The organism is Pinibacter aurantiacus, from assembly GCF_019130065.1.
Classification (GTDB): domain Bacteria; phylum Bacteroidota; class Bacteroidia; order Chitinophagales; family Chitinophagaceae; genus Pinibacter; species Pinibacter aurantiacus.
Genome location: NZ_JAHSPG010000013.1, coordinates 386798 through 406034, shown reverse-complemented (window position 1 = coordinate 406034; position 19237 = coordinate 386798). Strand labels below are relative to the sequence as shown.

The following is a 19237-nucleotide window of genomic DNA, read 5'->3' as shown; positions in this document are numbered from 1 at the left end:
TGTAAATTGAAAAAATAGTTTGGATGAGAAGTTTATTAATGCTTGGTGTTTTAGTGTTACTATGCAACACATTATTGGCTCAGTATTATGGAATGGACAGCGTTACAATAGGCGGGTCGCAAATTAAAGCCCTGATCTATCCCGCCGCAGAAAAAAGAGTACCCGGAAAAAAGTATGCGTTAATGATACATTACGGAGGTGTAGCCCAGGTGGGTGATCAGCTCTCTTCGTTGTTTGGTGCAGGCTTTCCGCGGCAGGTCATGAACGATCGCATCCTGGGGACCATCGCTGATAGTATTATACATGTTTGTCCGCTGGCAACATCTGCTGGCGCTTTAAAATATCCTTCAATGTTTAACCAGGTGATGGATTATTGCCTGGGAAGTTTACCCATCGATGATGTTAAGAATGAAGATGGCGCTTACAAGTATGTGTGCATAGACGGCATAGGTCAAGGTGCCAGCGATGCATGGGATAATCTGGCATGGTACACGGGTGGGCATGGTGATTTAAAATACAGAGGTAAAATCAGTCACGCTATTTTTATTTCCATTTCTAACTTGTATCCCGGGCCACAGGCATTTGCCAATTACAAGCATACAAATACCAAATTTTTTCACGAACAGAACACCGATAAATGTTGCCAGTATGAACCGGCACAGGCAATGAGCAATAAGCTGGCTGAGTCTGTGGGCAACAGCACTTTTATCATGTACAACATGGCAAACAACGGATTCAATAATGTGACGTGGGATAGTGTGTTTTCGCCGCTTGGCAGTGATACGGTTACAAACATTTACAGGTGGTTGCTGAATCGCAATGGAGCAAGACCGCAATCAGCTGTTCTTTCTGCAAAGATCAAAGTGTTTGAAAGCAGCTTGTATGATCTTTCCGGTCGTATTAATCACAAAGACAGACCTTTCAATTATTTCGATGGATTTGAAACGGTTGATCCGAAAAACGGTGATCAAAAATTCAAGGCACAGAAAGTATTTGATGAACTTGGAAAACCAAAGATGGTAAGGGCCGACACAACAAATCCTGTTCCTGCATCGGGCAGAGACGCGAGTTATTTTTATGGCGCTGATAATGGTGATCTGGCATTTGGCGGATATTATTTTCCGGGCAAAAGAGGACGATGCATTGTTGTAGATCTTGCGAATGATCCTTTGATAAAACATGCATTGATAACCCACGGAAAGAAATTCAATATAACAGATGTTTACGGCTTTGAGAAAAATTTTGAACCCGGTGATAGTTTGTATTTCTACAATTTTGATAAAGTAATAGAAGAGTCCGATGTAAGAAAGATACCCTACATGGTCAGCAGGCCGGATAGTATGTTGCAACCCTTTGCTGTTTTGGTAACGCGGGGTGGCACTTCTGCAAAAGGTGCATGGATAAATGTTTCAAACATTACAGACAGTATGCGGTATATTATGATTCGCAACACACTTCAAAAAAGAAACGGCTATATTTCCACCGCCTATATCAATGAACTTGTTTTTTATGGCGCACCGAGAAATGAAAAAACGATTGAGCCTGCAGGCTATAAAGGACCGTTGCCCGCGCAAAAAACTTTGTTTGAGAAAGCGGGCATCAACACTGGAGTGCAGATAGATACAAATGTTTTAGGCATTGTAAAAAATATACGCCAATATGTAAATGTTGACTGGTACGACACTGACACAAATGCCGCTACAAAGAACCGTCAACTTTTTAATGCAGATTATTTTCCTGGTTATTTAAAATGGAACCAATACTGGACACCACATGGTTACAATCACTGGCTGGCAGTACTTGGAGCTTCCAAAAGAGCAGGAAAGGAGATGGGTAAAAGCGTAAGAAATAATATAGACAAGCCATATGCAGAGCCCGGAGATTGGTTAAATTATATTTCGCACGGCAGATTATTTTATCAGCTTGCTTACAAATGGGGCAACAACAAAAAACTGAGTGGCTCAAAATACAGATGGTTCAACGACAAAACGCTGTCCGGGTATGCTCAGAATTGGCATCAATACATAGAGCTTGGAAATGAAGATGATACTTACGAACCGCCTGCTGTATCAGCTGCAAAGCTTGTCATGGCGGTGAATGGAAACAACAAATATTTGGGCGATACACTTGGTATTCGCAATGCAGACCCTGGAACAAAGATCATTTATGCAGGACAAACATATGCCGATACGTTTCGCATCAGAACCGTAATGTTGCTCGCCTACACAATGATGAAAGACACCACAACAAAGCTTTTCGATGTGTTCAGTTATCATGATTACAGCAGGTCGCTAGATACTGTCTGTAATATACTTGGCCCTACTTACGAAGAACAGATTGGAAATAGCGGAATGGTTCCTGAGAAGAATAACTGGTACGAGAAATGCAGTGCCATTGCCAAATACATCTGGAAAATTACCGGCGACACAAGTATCAAAACATGGAACACAGAGTATGGGTATGATAACTTTTCTGTGCGTTCAAAATCTACCAAACAATTGGCCGGTATTTGGACGACAACCGCTGTGCCCATCATCAAAGGTTATGATTCTGTTCAATCAAAAAGTATTGCAATTATGCGAATGGATTTGATCATGGGTGCAAGCGAATTGGATGGCTTTACGGAATACAATGCGCACAATGCCAATCTTGATCAGACAAATAATGTAAGCATTAATTTTTACACCGCAGGTTGGGGCGGAGGTAATTATGGTCTGTCAACAAAATTTCCCAACTACTATGCAAAGAAATGGATGTATGGGAGAATGGGTGGCTACGCCGTTGACAGCGTTATAAGTAGCGGCGGCACTGGGCTGTGGCTCATCAAGTGGCGAAAACAAAACGACAGGGATTCCGTTATGTACTCCGTTTGGAAAGGAAGTGAAGACGGCAGCACCTTGCATAAAAATCTGAAAATTGAAATCTCACAGAGCGCAACAAAAGAAGTGTATAATTTCTCGAAACAAACAGCTGATGTAACGCCGTTAACAGAAAGAGAAATGAAAAATTTTATAGTGACTGAAATGCCAGTTTTTATTTTTACAAAGGAAAGTCGGCGAGGAGATCCCACGATTAGTTATCAAAGAAATAATTAAGAATTAAGAATTAGGAATTAAGAATTCCTTCTGTGCTGCAAGGAGATCGATAACAAACGGAATGATAGTGCAGTCAACAATTCTTAATTCCTAATTCCTAATTGAAGCTCGCTGCTTTCTTAATATCACTCACTTCCAGCACATTCTTCTCGTAACCTTTCGTTGCGCTATTGATCATTGCCAATGCAAGTTCATGGATCGTGTTGCTGTTGTTGGGAAACAACGCTTTAAATACAGGGAATAACGCGGCAATGATTTTATAATAGCCTTTGACGTTTTGCTGGCCTTCTGTTGGCTTCATCGCACCCGGGCGGAAATTGTAGACTTTTCTAAAAGGCAATTTCATTAAAGCATTTTCCGCTTTACCTTTTACACGTGCCCACATGATCTTTCCTTTTTCTGAGCTATCGGTATGGCTGCCGGAAATGTGGCAAAAAACCAATGATGGATTTACGCGGACCAACTCATTGGCGAATACCATTACTGTGTCGTATGTAATTCGTGAATATTGTTGTTCATTCATTCCACGTGAACTAATGCCCGCGCAATAAAAGCAAGCATTGTATCCGGCGAGTTGTTCGCGCACATTATGAACGTCAAAAAAATCGTGAAGGATCAGCTCTTTCACTTTGCCGTTACGCACGCCTGTGTAGGGTTTTCTTGTGATAACCAAAATTTCGGAAACATTTGGGTGCGCAAGGCATTCAAGCAGTACGCCTTCACCAACAAGGCCCGTAGCGCCGGTTAAAATTACTTTTAGTGACATGCAGTTTCAGTATGAGTCGTGAAAATAATATTCAATGTAACTAATATTTTCAACAAAAAGAATTGCCGTATCTTTTACAAATAATCATTTAAACGACATTATGATGTTTACAATTGACCAGATAAAACAGGCCCATTCAAAAGTAAAAAGCGGCGCCGATTTCCCTGCATATGTGCAAGACATAAAATCGCTGGGCGTTCGATCTTATGAACATTATGTAAGTGACGGACATATAGAATACAAAGGTGAAAACAATTTTTCGGTTTCTGCAGATGCTAAGTGGCAGCCAATGCCAATAGCTGACGAAGGGAGCGCTGATGCCCTAAAACATGCATTGAAAATTCATCAGCAGGGGCAAACTGATTACATGACTTTTTGCAAGCAATCAGCGGAGGCAGGAGTAAATGTTTGGATAGTAGATGTCGTAAAAATGACCTGCATCTACTACGACAAGGCTGGCAATGAAATGGTTGTAGAAGCCATTCCTGTGCCCTGATCGGCGCTTCAAAACAAAGTTTGCAGAATAACCTTCAGATAGTTTTACATTCGCATTAGTAAAAGTAATTCGAATGACCATTACCGAACTATTACGTAACCCTTGGCCATGGTATGTTGCCGGGCCATTAATCGGATTAACTGTGCCCATTTTGCTTATTCTTGGCAACAAATCTTTTGGCATCAGTTCTTCTTTGCGGCATATTTGCGCCGCATGTTTTCCCGCTAAAATTCCTTTCTTTCATTATGACTGGAAAAAAGAAAGATGGAACCTTTTCTTTGTCAGCGGCATTTTTGTTGGAGGCGTCATCGCTGCATCGCTGTTGTCTAATCCTTCACCGGTGGTGGTGAATCCTGCTCTTGCAGCTGACTTGTCGCACTATGGCATCACAGATTATCATTCGCTGGTACCCGTGCAAATTTTCAACTGGCAATCATTGTTAACCATAAGAGGCCTGATCCTTATGGTAGGAGGCGGCTTTCTTGTGGGCTTTGGCACGCGTTATGCCGGAGGTTGTACAAGTGGTCATGCCATCATGGGCATTTCCACATTGCAATGGCCGTCTGTATTAGCAACGGTTTGCTTTATGGCTGGCGGTTTTATCATGGCCAATCTTATTCTTCCTTTCATTCTTGCATTGTAAAAAGAAAATTTAATGGAAACAGAAACTATTATAGAAACCGAGTTTAATACAGATTTTGAGGTTCGCTCTTTAGATACGATTTGCATCAACGAAAGTCAATTGCAACACAAATGGTATCACAATATCAAATACCTCATAGTAGGCGTTTTCTTCGGTATCGTATTCGTAAAAGCAGAAATCATCAGTTGGTTTCGCATACAGGAAATGTTTCGTTTGCAATCATTTCATATGTACGGCGTAATCGGCAGTGCCGTGGCTGTTGCCATGTTGTCGGTTTGGTTGATCAAGAAATTCAATATCAAAACCATTTACGGTGAAAAGATAGAATTTCATAAGAAGCCGTTCAGCAAAGGGCAGATCTATGGTGGCCTCTTATTTGGCTTTGGCTGGGCACTTACGGGCGCGTGTCCGGGTCCTTTGTTTGCACAAATAGGAACAGGCGCAACCGTTATCATTGTAACGTTGCTGAGTGCCATTGCGGGAACATGGGTGTATGGAAAGTTCAGGGACAGACTGCCGCATTAGCATTCAGAAGAAGTAGTAAATAAATTGTCGATTATTTGTATTTTAAACATCTAATCAACAATGATTGCTGCGCATGAAAAAAAACATCACCTCATTTATTCTATCTTTTTCTTTATTACTTGCACAAGCACAGGATGTCGATTTGATGCACCTTCCCGGCAATTGGAAGGCTTTGTGGATTAGTTGCCCAAACATCGATCAGCGTGGATATGGCGTGTATCATTTCCGGAAAATATTAAAACTTGCAAGCAAACCTCCACACTACATTGTGCATGTAAGTGCAGACAATCGCTACCGTTTATTTGTAAATGGAAAACAAGTTTGCGCAGGCCCTGCCCGCGGTGATTTGTACAACTGGAATTTTGAAACAATTGATCTGGCTTCTTATCTGCAAGCGGGTGAAAACGTTATTGCTGCATTGGTCTGGAATATGGGCGAACATGCCGCTGTGGCACAGGTTTCCAATCAAACAGGCTTCCTTTTGCAAAGCTATAATGACAAAGACGACGATATCAATACCAACAAGTCGTGGAAGGTTTATGAAGACTCAGCTTATCATCCATGCTCTACAGATAATGGTGAAAGACTCAGAACATACATGGTTATTGGGCCCGGAGATAGCGTAAAGGCTGCTGCATATCCTTGGCAATGGGAAACATTGGACTACAATGACAACCATTGGTCAAATGCCCGTGAACTAACGAATGCGGTGATGGTTGGTTATGGATCAGACAACTTATGGTCGTTGTCTCCGCGCACCATTCCGCTGATGGAAGAAACTCCGCAACGAATGCAAGTAATAAGAAGATCAAAAGGGATACAGCCTGACCCTGCATTTTTAAAAGGAGAATCTCCGCTTGAAATTCCTGCACGCAGCAAGGTTAGCATTTTGCTCGATCAGCAATACAACACCGTATGTTTTCCGGAGTTGCTTGTGAACAATGGCAAGGATGCACAGATAAAACTAACCTATGCAGAAGCCTTGTTTGACAAAAACTTGAGCAAGGGCAACCGAAATGAAATAGATGGAAAAGAAATACACGGCAACTACGATGTGTTTATTGCAGACGGAGGCAAACGCTTGTTCCGCCCGTTGTGGCAGCGTACCTACCGGTATTTGCAATTGGATATAGAAACAAAAGAGGAGCCTCTGACAATTGTTGATTTGCATGGCATGGCCAACGGATATCCATTCAAAGAAAACGCGTCATTTGAATGCAGTGATCCTTCCCTCAAGGAGATTTGGAACGTTGGTTGGCGAACGGCGAGATTGTGTGCCGGTGAAACTTATTTTGATTGCCCCTACTATGAGCAACTGCAATACGAAGCGGACACACGCATTCAGGCTTTGATTTCGTTGTATGTTTCAGGAGATGATCGTTTGATGCGTAAAGCCATTCATGACTTTTACATTTCCCGTGTGCCGGAAGGCCTAACGCAGGGCCGCTATCCAAGCAGTCGTATACAAGTGATCCCAACATTTTCATTGTACTGGATATCCATGTTGTACGATTACTGGATGTACAGAAATGACACAGCTTTTGTAAAACAATATTTGTCTGCAGTGAGAGGTGTGCTCGATTGGTACGAAGATAAAATTGATCAAAAGAAAAACATGCTTGGGCCAATGAAGTGGTGGAACTTTGAAGACTGGAACAATTCGTTTCCCGGTGGCGTTCCTGACGGTGCAAATGACGGCAGCTCATCATTGGTGACATTGCACTACGTCTACACTTTGCAACAGGCTGCTGCGCTGTTTGCATTTTTTGGCAAAGCAAATGAAGCAGCACAATACAGTTCGTTGGCAACGCGTCTTTCAAACGCCACTTACAAGTTATGTTTTGATAGTAAAAGAAATGTCATGGCCAATACTCCCGAGATGAAAACATACAGCCAGCATGCAAGCATCATGGGTGTGTTATCCGGTGCAATACCCCCGACGCAACGAAAAGCGGTAATGCAAAAAGTACTGATTGATGCGAGTTTGAGCCAGGCAACTTTCTTTTACAGATTTTATTTGAACCAGGCATTGAAGAAAGCCGGCATGGGTGAAGCTTACTATTCTCAACTCACGCCGTGGCGAAATATGCTGTCGATGGGATTAACAACGTTCGCAGAAAATCCCGATCCCACAAGATCAGACTGTCATGCCTGGAGTGCAAGTCCCAACTATGATTTTCTCGCAACCATCTGTGGTATTGAACCTGCGGCGTATGGTTTTACGAAGGTTAAAATAGAACCGCATCTTGGTGAACTTCAATGGGCGAACGGCGTGTTGCCACATCCAAAAGGTAATCTATCTGTTTCATTAAAAAGAAAAGGAGCGAATGGTATCGATGCCGCTATCGAATTGCCAAAAGGTGTAACTGGTGATTTTATCTGGAACGGGAAAACTGTAAAACTTAGGCAAGGCAGTAATACTGTCGCATTCTAAGTAGGAACACAGATTTTCATGATTGTCATGATTTTTCATGATCTGTGTTAGAAAATCATAACAATCATGAAAATCATGAAGATCAGCGTTCCCTTTTTTGACTTTGATTTTTACTTAAATAAACGTCTCTCAAACAAATTCTGTTATGTTATACAAACGCATGCCAATCGAAATAGAAGCGCCTGAAGGATTTGGATATGAAAACATCGATTGCAATCTTTCCGAGAGCTCCTTTACTGATCAGCGTTTGGGCGATCTCGGTATCAATATCAACGATCTTGTTTTGTTGTACGGCGATCACAAGGGGAAGCCCGAGTTGCGTGAACTGCTTACAAGCGAAATTGGGTTGTCTGTTGAAGATGTATTGATCACATCAGGTGCGGCGATGGCGTTGTTTATCGTAGCCACGTCATTATTAAACAAAGGCGATCATTTGGTGGTTGCAAAATCTAACTACGCAACCAATCTTGAAACACCCAGAGCAATTGGTGCCGATATCTCTTTTCTTGAATTGAAGTTTGAAAATAATTTTGATTTAGATGTAGAAGAGTTGAAACAAAAAATTACGCCACAAATAAAACTGGTTAGTCTTACATATCCGCATAATCCAACTGGCGTTATGATCGATGAAGACAAACTTCGTACGATCATCGGTATTATTGAAGATAAAAACACTTATCTACTGCTCGATGAAACATACAGGGACATGTGCTTTGTAAAGAAGTTGCCTGTCGCTGCGACTTTGTCGGATAGAGTGATCAGTATTTCATCAATGTCAAAATCTTACGGCTTGCCGGGTATTCGCATTGGCTGGATGTTTTCAAAGAACAAGCAGTTGATGGAAACCTTTCTTGCGGCCAAAGAACAAATTTGCATCACCAATTCTGTTATCGATCAAGAAATTGCTTTTCACTATTTAAAGAGAAAAGAAGAATTGTTTGCACCAAACATGCAGACGATTAAAAACAACTTTGCTATTCTGAAGCAATTTATGGAGCAGCAAAATGTTTTAGAATGGGTGGAACCAAAAGGTGGCTGTGTTTGCTTCCCACGGATAAAGAAGGAGATAAATGTAGATGCTGATAAATTCCATGATATACTGCTTAATAAATACAAAACCTACATTGGCCGTGGGCACTGGTTTGAGGAAGATGCAAGGTATATGCGCATTGGATATAGTTGGGATAAAACGGAAAAATTGGAAAAGGGACTGCAGAATATTTTGCGGGCAATCGATGAAGCAAGAATCCCGTAGAGACAAGGCATTGCCTTGTCTCAAGTGTACCCGGATGGTGTGAGAAAGACAAGGCATTGCCTTGTCTCTACTTAAAATTCCTCGCCTCCGGAAAATTAATCTCCATATTCTTTTCTCTCGTTTGAGCACGTTTATTATGGTCAGTATATGGAGCAGATCTTTCATCAGCGCGGGATAAGGTGAGTAGTGCACTATCCTGCACTTTGACTGCTGTTAAATCCCTCAGCATTTTTGAAAGATCATAACAGCGTTGTACGATCACATGGACGACTTCGCCTTCACGCTGTAATTTGCCTTCTACCATCAGCAATTTGGCACCAAGAATTTGCTTGCGAAATACATCAAAGAGATTTTGAAAAACAACAAGATTACTGTACCCCGTTTCATCTTCAATGGTAATGAAACACACACCACCGGCGGTTCCTGGTCGTTGGCGGACAAGCACCAACCCCGCCACTTTTACAAACGCACCGTTGGGAATGTCGGATAGTTCCTGCGTGGTCCTAACATTCAGGCGTTGCAATTTTTCCCTCACAAAACTTACGGGGTGTGCTTTTAGTGAAAGAGATACAGCGCTGTAATCCTGCACCACATGTTCTGCCATTGTCATTTCAGGTAAGGCTATTTGGGTTTCATTTTTGCTTTCAATAGTAGTGTTAATGAAAAGCCCCGCAGGTTGATCATGAACGGCGGAAGCCTGCCACAATGCTTGTCTTCTGTCAATGCCCATCGAGCGAAAAGCATCGGCTTCGGCCAATTTTTCCAAAGCAGATTGTGGAACGCCTGCCACACGCAATGCATGTATGTTTTGGTAGTTTTCTTTCCTGTTGTTCACGAGCAATTGCATGTCATCTTCCCGTAAACCTTTGATCTGGCGGAAACCAAGCCGCATTGCTTTGAATTTTCCGTCCTGTTCTTCCAGCGTATTGTTCCAATAAGAATGATTGACGTCGACAGGTTTTACGACAACACCATGTTTGCGTGCATCGATCACAATTTGTGCGGGTTGGTAAAATCCCATCGGCATACTGTTGAGCAAAGCGCAGGCAAATACATCGGGGTAATACCATTTGAGCCATGAAGAAATATATACGAGCAAAGCAAAACTAGCGGCATGACTTTCAGGAAAGCCATAACTGCCAAAACCTTCCAGTTGTCTGAAAACCCGTCGTGCATACTCTTCGGTGTAGCCATTGCGCATCATGCCGTCGATGAGTTTTCTTTCGAACTTTGTAACCAATCCCTGCACTTTAAAAGTGGCCATGCTGCGTCTTAATTCATCGGCTTCAGCAGGAGTAAAGCCAGCTGCCACAATGGCGATTTTCATTGCTTGCTCCTGGAACAAAGGCACGCCTAAAGTTTTGCCTAAAATTTCTTTCAGTTCGTCAGATGGATATTCCACAGGTTCTTCACCATTGCGCCTGCGCAAATAAGGATGCACCATGTCGCCTTGTATAGGGCCGGGGCGAACAATAGCGACTTCAATTACCAGATCATAAAATGTTTTAGGCTTAAGTCTCGGAAGCATGGATTGTTGTGCACGGCTCTCAATCTGGAACACCCCAATCGTATCCGCATGTCCGATCATTTCATATACAGCCGGATCATCCTGGGGAACATTTGCCAATGTAAGTTCAAGATCATAATGTTGTTTCGCCAAATCAAATGCTTTGCGAATGCAGGTAAGCATACCTAATGCCAACACATCTATTTTCAAAAAGCCAAGTGCATCAATATCATCTTTATTCCATTCAATATTGGTACGGTCGGCCATGCGGGCATTGAGAATAGGACAGAGGTCTGTCAGTTTTCCCTGTGTAATGACGAAGCCTCCGGTATGCTGCCCGAGCTGACGCGGAAATCCCATGAATTGTTGCGTAAGTTCCAAAACCTTTAGCAGATGTGGGTCTCGGGGATCGAAACCTTGTTCTGCTACCCGATGACCTTCGAACCATTCTGTTGTAAATTCCCAAACAGAACTTGACAACCTGCTGATTGCATCGACCGATAATCCCATTGCTTTACCCACATCACGAATAGCACCACGTTGATGTTGTTGTGTAACGGTTGCAACGATGGCAGCTCTGTCACGCCCATACTTTTTGTACACATATTGAATCACTTCTTCGCGTCGTTCATGTTCAAAGTCTACATCAATATCCGGTGGTTCATTGCGTGCAGAAGAAATAAATCGCTCAAACAAAAGGTCGAATTTTGTAGGGTCAACTGCTGTTATGCCAAGGCAATAACAGATTGTTGAATTGGCCGCGGAACCTCGTCCCTGGCAAAGTATTTTTTGCGATCTGGCGAAACGGACGACATCATACACGGTAAGAAAATAAGAGGCATAATTCATCTCTTTGATGAATTTAATTTCATGCAAAATGTTAGCTCTTATCTTATCTGGAATAATGCCATCATATCTTTCCTTTGCGCCCTCCCATGCAAGATGTTCCAGTTCCTGTTGCGGTGTGCGACCTTCTGAAGTGATCTCCTCAGGATAAACATATTTCAATGTGTCAAGAGAAAAATTACAAGCTTCGGCAATTTCCTGTGTGCGGTTAATTGCTTCAGGATAATGACGGAAAAGCCGGAACATTTCTTCTTTATGTTTCAAATAACGTTCTGCATTTTGATGCAATTTGAATCCCGCATTGTAGATTGTGCATTTCTCTTTTATGCAAACAAGAATATCCTGTAACTCACGACGTGCATGGTTATGATAGAAGACATCATTCGTTGCGATCATGGGAACATCAATGCGGTCTGACAATTCTTTAATGCGGAACAATTTCTTTGCGTCATCTCCCAAATAAGATTTTGTGGCAGCGAGATATAATTCTTTGCCCAACGCTTGTTTATACTCTTTCAATGATTTAATGAAATCTGCATCAATATCAAATGAAGGTGTTAATGAAGCGGGTGGAATGGCAATAAACTTAATGCCTTTTGCATAAGCAAATACATCTTCTTTGTTTAAATGACAACTGCCTTTTTCTGCACGCAAATTACCCTTGGTTAACAAAGCAGAAAGATTGCCGTATGCATCCTGGTTGGTAGGATAGGCGAGCAGGCTTGGCCCGTTCAACAGGTCAAGCCGGCAACCTGTGATCATGCGGATGTTACGGTTCTTCGCGGCAACATGTGCACGCACAATGCCTGCAAGCGTGTTGCGATCTGTTACTGCAATATTTGTATAACCAAGCTCTGCAGCCTGCTGCATCATTTCTTCAGGATGCGAAGCGCCCTGCAAAAAACTAAAGTTGGTCGTTACCTGTAATTCTGTATAATCCATAACTCACACTTTTTTAGCACACGGATGACACGGATTAGACGGATTTACGCGGATTTTTATTGGTACTCAGATGACGCTGATTTAGCAGATTGACACTGATTTTTCAAACATCAGAACCTACTTAATTCATTCGATTACTCATTAAAGAGGTCCGTGTAAATCCGTCTAATCCGTGTCATCTGTGTGCTAAATAAAAATCAGTGTCAATCTGCTAAATCAGCGTAATCTGCTGCTCTCTACGCAAAAAAACCATGCACATACCATTCCGGTTTATCCTCTTCATCATAGTGTCCCAAACGAAACAGCCAATAACGCTGCCCTTGTTCGTTTTCCACTACATAGTAATCCCTGTGCAATCCTTTATCGATCCACCATTCACGCTCTATGCGTTCGGGGCCATCTGCTTTTGCCACTTTATGCAATTTGCCTTTGTAGTTAAACTGCATGGGCGGATAATCGGGAATCGGCGCCGTTACTGCAATCTTTTCCGGAACGGATAACAACTGTATCGGCCTTGGCTTATCTGTTCGCCATGGAATTAAAGGTGTGTCATCAAGCGATGTTGCAGGCTGAATGGAACGTTCCGGCCAATGATGTTCAGCAGGCAAATAGCGATGAATATGCCCCGGCCCGATTTTTCCTTCAATGCGATCGATCAACTCTGCAATGCCGGGATCCAGCAAGCCACTGGTGCCGTTCCATAATTTTTCCTGTGGTATTATTATGTCATCTACTTTAGGGGCCTGCAAAATGAACAACTCAATGCCAAGCGCAGGTTCAATGGTGTCGATCTTTAATTCAAATAGTTTGAAAAGATGTGGTGCATTATGTGAAGCGCGACTGGTGCCGATTTCAATTTGCTCCACTTTGCCATCAATGCGATAACATTTGAAAATGGCTGTACGCACACCTTTTTGTTGTTTGTAAAGTCTTTCACATAAAGTATCAAGCAACCGCGTTAACGCAATCTCAATGCCCCTTGCAGTGGAAATGGGTTCGAGGCATGGCAGGCGTTCTTCAAAAACTTCCACCGGTTGAACCGGTTGAATAAATTCCTGTTCCTGTCCCAGTGCCTGGTCAAGTCGTTGCAATAATAAATGACCAAATCTTCGCCGCAAGGCAGGACGTGGAATGTTTACCAATTCCCTGATCTGCCGGATGCCCAATTTCTGTAAACGTTCAATAGTGCTGTTTTCTATGCGAAGCGAAGCTGGTGGCAAAGAAAGCAACATGGTTGTTTCATCATCAATCACATTTCCTGAAGAAACAAATCGTGCAAAGGCCCAGGCCTTACCAATCGTATCTGCAATGGCAACATGCACATAATAACCTAATCGTCGAAAGCGGTTGGTAATGTCTTGCAGGTATGCATTTTCTCCGCCCCATAAATGAGCGCAACCTGTTGCGTCAAGTATCAAGCCATCAGGCAGATCTATTGCCACGACAGGGCCATAGCGAATGCACAATTCAGCCAGGTTGTGCAGCAGTACCATTTCCAATCCCGGTTTGGCATCTTTGTATTGTAAAGTTGGGAAAACTGCTTTAGCATCTGCCAGTACCATGCCTGCATCAATGTTTTCCTTTTGTGCCAGTGCGTTTGCGGCAACGATCATCATGCGGCCGCGTTCAGGTGCTACCAAAACAAACGGTGTTTTGTTGAGTTGCGGAGCATGCCGTGCCGAACGATCGGTAAGCAAATAGCGGAACCATATGGAAACATAACGCTTAGGCATATCGTTCCTTTGCTTGAGTGGATGAAAGGGAAACTGTCTTTAATTCTCTATCTATCAACCTGAATTGTCCTGTGCTCCATTCAATGATCCATGCACCTGGCTTGCCATTGCGCACTTTCAACAATTCCACCTGCCATCTTGGGAAACCCACGCCCGGCATATCATTGGGCAATTCACTCGGTAATGATTGGATCTGCCATCTTGTAACGCACGCAGAAGGCGTAATTTTTTTTGCGTCTTTGCGAATAATAAATCCAGTCACCCTGCTTTTCTCTACTGCCAGTTGTAATCTGCGCGATTGATTAAAATCCATTTGCTGTATTTCTCCCACCACAGCAGCAACATGCTCGCATTTCAGTGTTTCTTCCACCACCCACAAAGCATCTTTTTCTTTTTTAAGATCGATGAAAATGATCCTGTCAGGTTCAATGTCAAAATGTTGAAAGGCTAAAGGAAAAGCGGTTCGTGCAGTGCTTACCCAAACCACAATGCCATTGTTATTTATAATGCAGGATGTAAGTCCCGCAATGAAACCGCTGGTGGCAGCAAAACTTTCTGCTCCAGTTGAAACAAATTCATGCACAGCTCCTAAAGGAAATGTGCCGTTTGGGAAAGCGTCATTAATGGTTCCCAATCCATTCTCTACAGTATGTGTTTGTAAAGGGCTCCTGATTCCCTGCAAAGGAAGAATGGCTCTTTGCAATTGTGCAAGCAGCGCTTTTTTATCGCTGTCAATGGACTGGTCAATATGGGGAGTATTGGCTTGCATGCAAGAGGTATTCTACTGCAAGATTACGAAAGTTAGAGGTGAAATGCTAATAAATTTAGTAATAAAATGCTAAATGAGTTAGTTGGTTGTGTAGGTTGTTTTTAGTCAATTAATTGTGAGATTTTTGTCAGACGAGTAATGACAAACGCTTTTATTGTTTATTTTGGAAAAGACATATTGGATGGAGAAAAATAGTTTCAATAAATTATAACCAGTGAATAAAATATAAGTTAGGAATGAATATGGGTAAAGAAAAAAGGAAGGGATTTAGTAATAACTCCAATCTTCTTGGTATTGTTATTTTGATTGTTTTTGGAGTTTTTATTTTTTTTGATCAGAAACGCAGACATGAAAAATTTTCTTCGTTGGAGGCCCATAAAGGCATTACAGAAGCAGTAACCTACGATTGTTTTAAAAATGTAAAAAGCTCTTTGCCCACTGTAAAGTATCGATTCAATTATAAAGGAACTGTATATGCTGGAACTAAAGATTTTGATAAAAGTAGGAGAGGCAATATATGCGATGGTTTTAAGTTCTTGGTAGAGTTTGATACTACTGACCCAACAATAAGTTTAATTAATTTGGATTCACTTAAGTATTCACCGCACTAAGGACACTAAGCATCACTAAGGGTTGTCCAAAGTTGAGCTTCTCTTAGTAAACTTAGTGCCCTTAGTGTCTTAGTGGTAAAAAAACTCCCGCACAGCAACAAGCCGATAATTGCATTACCCGTTTTGTTTTGTATCTTATGAAGTCTGTATTGTCAACAGACCCATTTTACCCCAAACAATTGCTATATGAAAAGATTCCTTCTTCTCTTTGGTCTTTTACTTCTTTTTGCGGTTGAAATATTGCGAGTGTATTTCATCATGCCATTTCCCGGCAGTCAAAAAAGTGATACAATAGATATTGCATACTGGCTGCACAACAATATCAAGTGGTTGCGCATAGTAGGCTTGCTGTTGATCGCATACCCTGTATGGCAGGTGTTTAAGTATTCTAAAATTTGGAAGAAGGTTGTCGTAACTATTCCATTGTTGTTGTACGCTTTTATTTTTTTCATGTTTAACTACAGGTTCCAGGCAGATAAGATGTTTTACCAACCTGTTACCACTACGTTTGCCCAGGCAGCTGCCAATCATGTAAGCAACGATAAACTTGTAATTGGTGTAGAAATAAATGGGGAAGCCAAAGCCTATCCTGTTCAGATCATTGGTTACCATCACCAGGTTAGAGATACAGTAGGCAATGTTCCAGTAATGATTACCTATTGCACCGTTTGCAGAACAGGCAGGGTATTCAGTCCTATGGTTGATGGCAAGCCCGAAAACTTCCGCCTCGTTGGTATGGATCATTTCAATGCTATGTTTGAAGATGCTACTACGAAAAGCTGGTGGCGACAAGTAACCGGTGAAGCCATTGCAGGAAAATTGAAAGGAAAACGGTTAACGGAAATTCCTTCACAGCAATCTACATTATCTACCTGGTTAATATCACATCCAAACTCTGCGGTCCTGCAGCCCGATACTATTTTCAATAAACAATACGCAGATCTTGCAGCCTACGATAAAGGCATCATTGCAAGTGGTCTTGAAAAAAGAGATTCCGGTTCATGGAAATTCAAATCGTGGGTAGTGGGCGTGGTGCATAATGATGAGGCGAAAGCTTATGACTGGAATGTGCTCGTGCAGCAGAAAATGATCCAGGATTCAATACCCGGGTTGCCTTTGCTTATTACACTCGATGCAGATACGGCATCCTTTCATGTTTTAAACAGAACCATTAACGGCAATGCATTGAACTTTCAAAAGGGTGGAAGTAATGGTGAAATAACAGACATTGATACGCATTCACTGTGGAACAGTTCAGGTGTATGTATAAGCGGCCCTTTGCAGGGAAAGCAATTGAGCGCAGTACAGGCATACCAGGAGTTTTGGCACTCGTGGCACACGTTTCATCCATATACGATGAGGGATTAGAGTTGTGGTTAACCGGTTACATATAGAACACATTGAACTTATGGCCATCGGGATCTGCAAATACGAAACCGTAATAATTTTTTCCAAATTCTTCGGGTCTGGAAACTATTATTCCGCCGGCTTGCTGTATTTCTTTTTCCCAGTTGTCGACTTCTTCTTTGCTATCTGCTGAAATGGTGAAAATAATTTCATTTGCGGCTTTTGCATCAGCTATTGGCCCTTTCATAGCGAGTTCAAGTATGTCCTTTAAAAAGAAGTGGATGATGAAGTTTTCGTCGCCAAAGAAAAAGCTGGTCAATTGCTCCGACGCTCCATTGTGTTTAAATCCAAGTTGTTTATAAAATGTGGTGGTGCGTTCCAGGTTTTGAACGCTGAAATTGGCCCATATTTTTTTTGGTTTCATAAACGAATTTTTTGCTGATTAGCTTTTGGATAAAAATGTTTGGTTGTAATGAATTGCAATAGTTCACAATTTTTGCTATGTTGGAATGAAAATATGTTATTTGTAGGTAAACCATGCAAATTTTGGACCTCTTACAACTTTAACCTATGAAAAATCTATTACTATTCTTTTTCATTTTTACGAATACTTATTTCTCTTACTGTCAAACCGTTGAGATGTATTATAATCAGGCCGTGAAAAAATACCAGGCGAAGGATTATGATGCTGCGCTCGGTTTTTTACGTCAAGCCATTGTGCTCGACAGCAACGAATCCCAGTGCTATAGTCTCAGAGGTCTTGTGTTTTTTCGCATGGGCAGGTATTATGAGGCAATTGTGGATTTTGATAAAACGCAGGAGCTTGATCCTACCAATACCAATGATTTTTATTACAGCGCCACCGCAAAATTCAATGTGATGGATTATAAAGGTGCGTTGGAGGATTATGATAAACAAGTGCTTCATTCTCCCTACGATCCCAAAAATTATAACAATCGGGGTTTGACAAAAACAATGCTTGAAGATTATGTTGGAGGAGTGAAAGATTTCAACAGGGCGATCGATCTTAGTTCTAATTATGCAAGCCCTTATTTGAACCGTGGTATAGCCAATTTTCATTTGCATAATTATACGGCTTCATTAAACGATTACAACAAGGCATTGGAAATAGAACATGATATGGAAGAGGTGTTTTTAAACCGGGCGAGCACAAAATTTAGATTGAAAGATACTGTTGGTGCATGTGCAGACCTGGAAAAAGCAATGTTATTTCAAGAGTCTCTGCGAGTTAAGATTGCTAAAATGGGGTGCCGCAAATATTTGATCCTCGACGATTATGTTGCTTTATCAAAAGAAGCGGAAAGCGCTCAGAAATATGATCTGCAACTTAATTATCTCAACAAGGCTATTCGTATGCAATCCGATCAGGCTGACTTGTATGCGCGGCGCGGCAATGCTTATGGACAATTGGAAAATTATGCAAAAGCAATTGCTAATTATGACACGGCAATCAATCTGCAACCATCTGACTATTATTATTCGCACAGAGGAGTGTCAAAAGCAAGAATGAACGACACAAAAGGTGCAATAAAAGATTTTGATAAGGCAATTGCCATGAACCCTTATATCGGTGAGTATTTCTCATACAGAGGCATCGCCAATTATCATTTACAAAATTATGCAGCCGCTATTGCAGACTTTGAACAGGCGCGACATTTTCGTTGGGCGGACGTCGAGAATTTTTTACATGGCGGTTATAGTAAACTTGAACTAAAAGATTATCTGGGCGCGATCAAAGATTTCGATGTGGCCCTTCAAATGGATATTGCGAATTTGGATGGTTATTATAATCGTGGCCTTTGCAGATTAATGCTTAGTGATTTTGAGGAGGCATTAGCAGATTTCAATGCTGCCATTAAATTGGATTCTTCAGTTAACAATGTAAGAAGTTACAACGGCCGCGGCCAGGTCAGAGCAAATCTTAATGACTTCAAGGGTGCCATTGAAGATTTTAACATGGTCCTTAAAAGCGAACCTAAAAATCTGCAGGCGTTGCGGTTCAGGGCTATGTCAAAAATAAATAGTGGAGACAAAAAAGGAGGTTGTGAGGATTATGCAAAAGGTATAGCTCTCGGCGATTCCAGAGATGCTGAAATTGATAGAGAATGCAGGTGAGTTTAATTTGAAAATTTGAAGATTTGAAAATTTGAAAATGCATTCTGTTCGGCATGCTTATCAATTCTCATTCATTCATGCGGAACAACCTGTGTCGAATTTATAATGAAAGTCGCACATAAAGAATTTTCA

General features: G+C 41.7%; 14 protein-coding genes. 9 read left to right on the top strand and 5 right to left on the bottom strand.

Going from position 1 to position 19237, the window contains the following annotated elements; genetic code table 11:
- The first annotated feature begins 23 nt into the window (after positions 1–23).
- Positions 24–3095: a hypothetical protein gene (locus KTO63_RS17390; RefSeq protein ID WP_217792711.1), complete on the top strand. Its 3072-nt coding sequence runs from the start codon at positions 24–26 to the stop codon at positions 3093–3095.
- 97 nt (positions 3096–3192) lie between these two features.
- Here KTO63_RS17390 and KTO63_RS17385 read toward each other — a convergent pair whose 3' ends face one another.
- Complete coding sequence (locus KTO63_RS17385; RefSeq protein ID WP_217792710.1) at positions 3193–3861, bottom strand: Rossmann-fold NAD(P)-binding domain-containing protein; 669 nt, start codon at positions 3859–3861, stop codon at positions 3193–3195.
- Positions 3862–3961: 100 nt separating this feature from the next.
- Here KTO63_RS17385 and KTO63_RS17380 point away from each other — a divergent pair, with 100 nt between their 5' ends.
- From KTO63_RS17380 to KTO63_RS17360, 5 genes are all read left to right on the top strand, one after another.
- Complete coding sequence (locus KTO63_RS17380) at positions 3962–4357, top strand: DUF1398 domain-containing protein (RefSeq protein WP_232373224.1); 396 nt, start codon at positions 3962–3964, stop codon at positions 4355–4357.
- A 73-nt stretch (positions 4358–4430) separates the two neighbouring features.
- Positions 4431–5000: a YeeE/YedE family protein gene (locus tag KTO63_RS17375; RefSeq protein ID WP_217792709.1), complete on the top strand. Its 570-nt coding sequence runs from the start codon at positions 4431–4433 to the stop codon at positions 4998–5000.
- Between the two features lie 12 nt (positions 5001–5012).
- Positions 5013–5525 (top strand): DUF6691 family protein, encoded by a 513-nt coding sequence (locus KTO63_RS17370; RefSeq protein WP_217792708.1) that lies wholly within the window; start codon positions 5013–5015, stop codon positions 5523–5525.
- A gap of 73 nt (positions 5526–5598) precedes the next feature.
- Positions 5599–7959, top strand: a complete 2361-nt coding sequence (locus KTO63_RS17365) for an alpha-L-rhamnosidase-related protein (RefSeq protein ID WP_217792707.1) — start codon at positions 5599–5601, stop codon at positions 7957–7959.
- A 145-nt stretch (positions 7960–8104) separates the two neighbouring features.
- A complete protein-coding gene (locus KTO63_RS17360; protein WP_217792705.1) occupies positions 8105–9214 on the top strand; it encodes a pyridoxal phosphate-dependent aminotransferase in 1110 nt (369 codons plus the stop codon).
- 67 nt (positions 9215–9281) lie between these two features.
- Here the strand turns inward: KTO63_RS17360 and KTO63_RS17355 are convergent, their stop codons facing one another.
- The 3 genes from KTO63_RS17355 to KTO63_RS17345 form a co-directional block, all read right to left on the bottom strand.
- Positions 9282–12509 (bottom strand): error-prone DNA polymerase, encoded by a 3228-nt coding sequence (locus KTO63_RS17355; protein ID WP_217792704.1) that lies wholly within the window; start codon positions 12507–12509, stop codon positions 9282–9284.
- Between the two features lie 236 nt (positions 12510–12745).
- A complete protein-coding gene (locus tag KTO63_RS17350; RefSeq protein WP_217792703.1) occupies positions 12746–14242 on the bottom strand; it encodes a Y-family DNA polymerase in 1497 nt (498 codons plus the stop codon).
- Positions 14235–15011 (bottom strand): ImuA family protein, encoded by a 777-nt coding sequence (locus tag KTO63_RS17345; protein WP_217792701.1) that lies wholly within the window; start codon positions 15009–15011, stop codon positions 14235–14237. Before KTO63_RS17345 ends, KTO63_RS17350 begins: the two co-directional genes overlap by 8 nt.
- 236 nt (positions 15012–15247) lie before the next feature.
- Between KTO63_RS17345 and KTO63_RS17340 the strand changes: the two genes are divergently transcribed.
- Together KTO63_RS17340 and KTO63_RS17335 are read left to right on the top strand one after the other, a co-directional pair.
- On the top strand, positions 15248–15622 hold the full coding sequence (locus KTO63_RS17340; protein WP_217792699.1) for a hypothetical protein: 375 nt from the start codon (positions 15248–15250) through the stop codon (positions 15620–15622).
- Positions 15623–15808: 186 nt separating this feature from the next.
- Positions 15809–16990: a DUF3179 domain-containing (seleno)protein gene (locus KTO63_RS17335; protein ID WP_217792697.1), complete on the top strand. Its 1182-nt coding sequence runs from the start codon at positions 15809–15811 to the stop codon at positions 16988–16990.
- A gap of 16 nt (positions 16991–17006) precedes the next feature.
- Here the strand turns inward: KTO63_RS17335 and KTO63_RS17330 are convergent, their stop codons facing one another.
- Complete coding sequence (locus tag KTO63_RS17330; RefSeq protein WP_217792695.1) at positions 17007–17393, bottom strand: VOC family protein; 387 nt, start codon at positions 17391–17393, stop codon at positions 17007–17009.
- A gap of 146 nt (positions 17394–17539) precedes the next feature.
- Between KTO63_RS17330 and KTO63_RS17325 the strand changes: the two genes are divergently transcribed.
- The gene (locus KTO63_RS17325) at positions 17540–19105 is read left to right on the top strand and encodes a tetratricopeptide repeat protein (protein WP_217792693.1); all 1566 of its coding nucleotides are present in this window, start codon (positions 17540–17542) and stop codon (positions 19103–19105) included.
- The last annotated feature ends 132 nt before the right edge of the window (positions 19106–19237 follow it).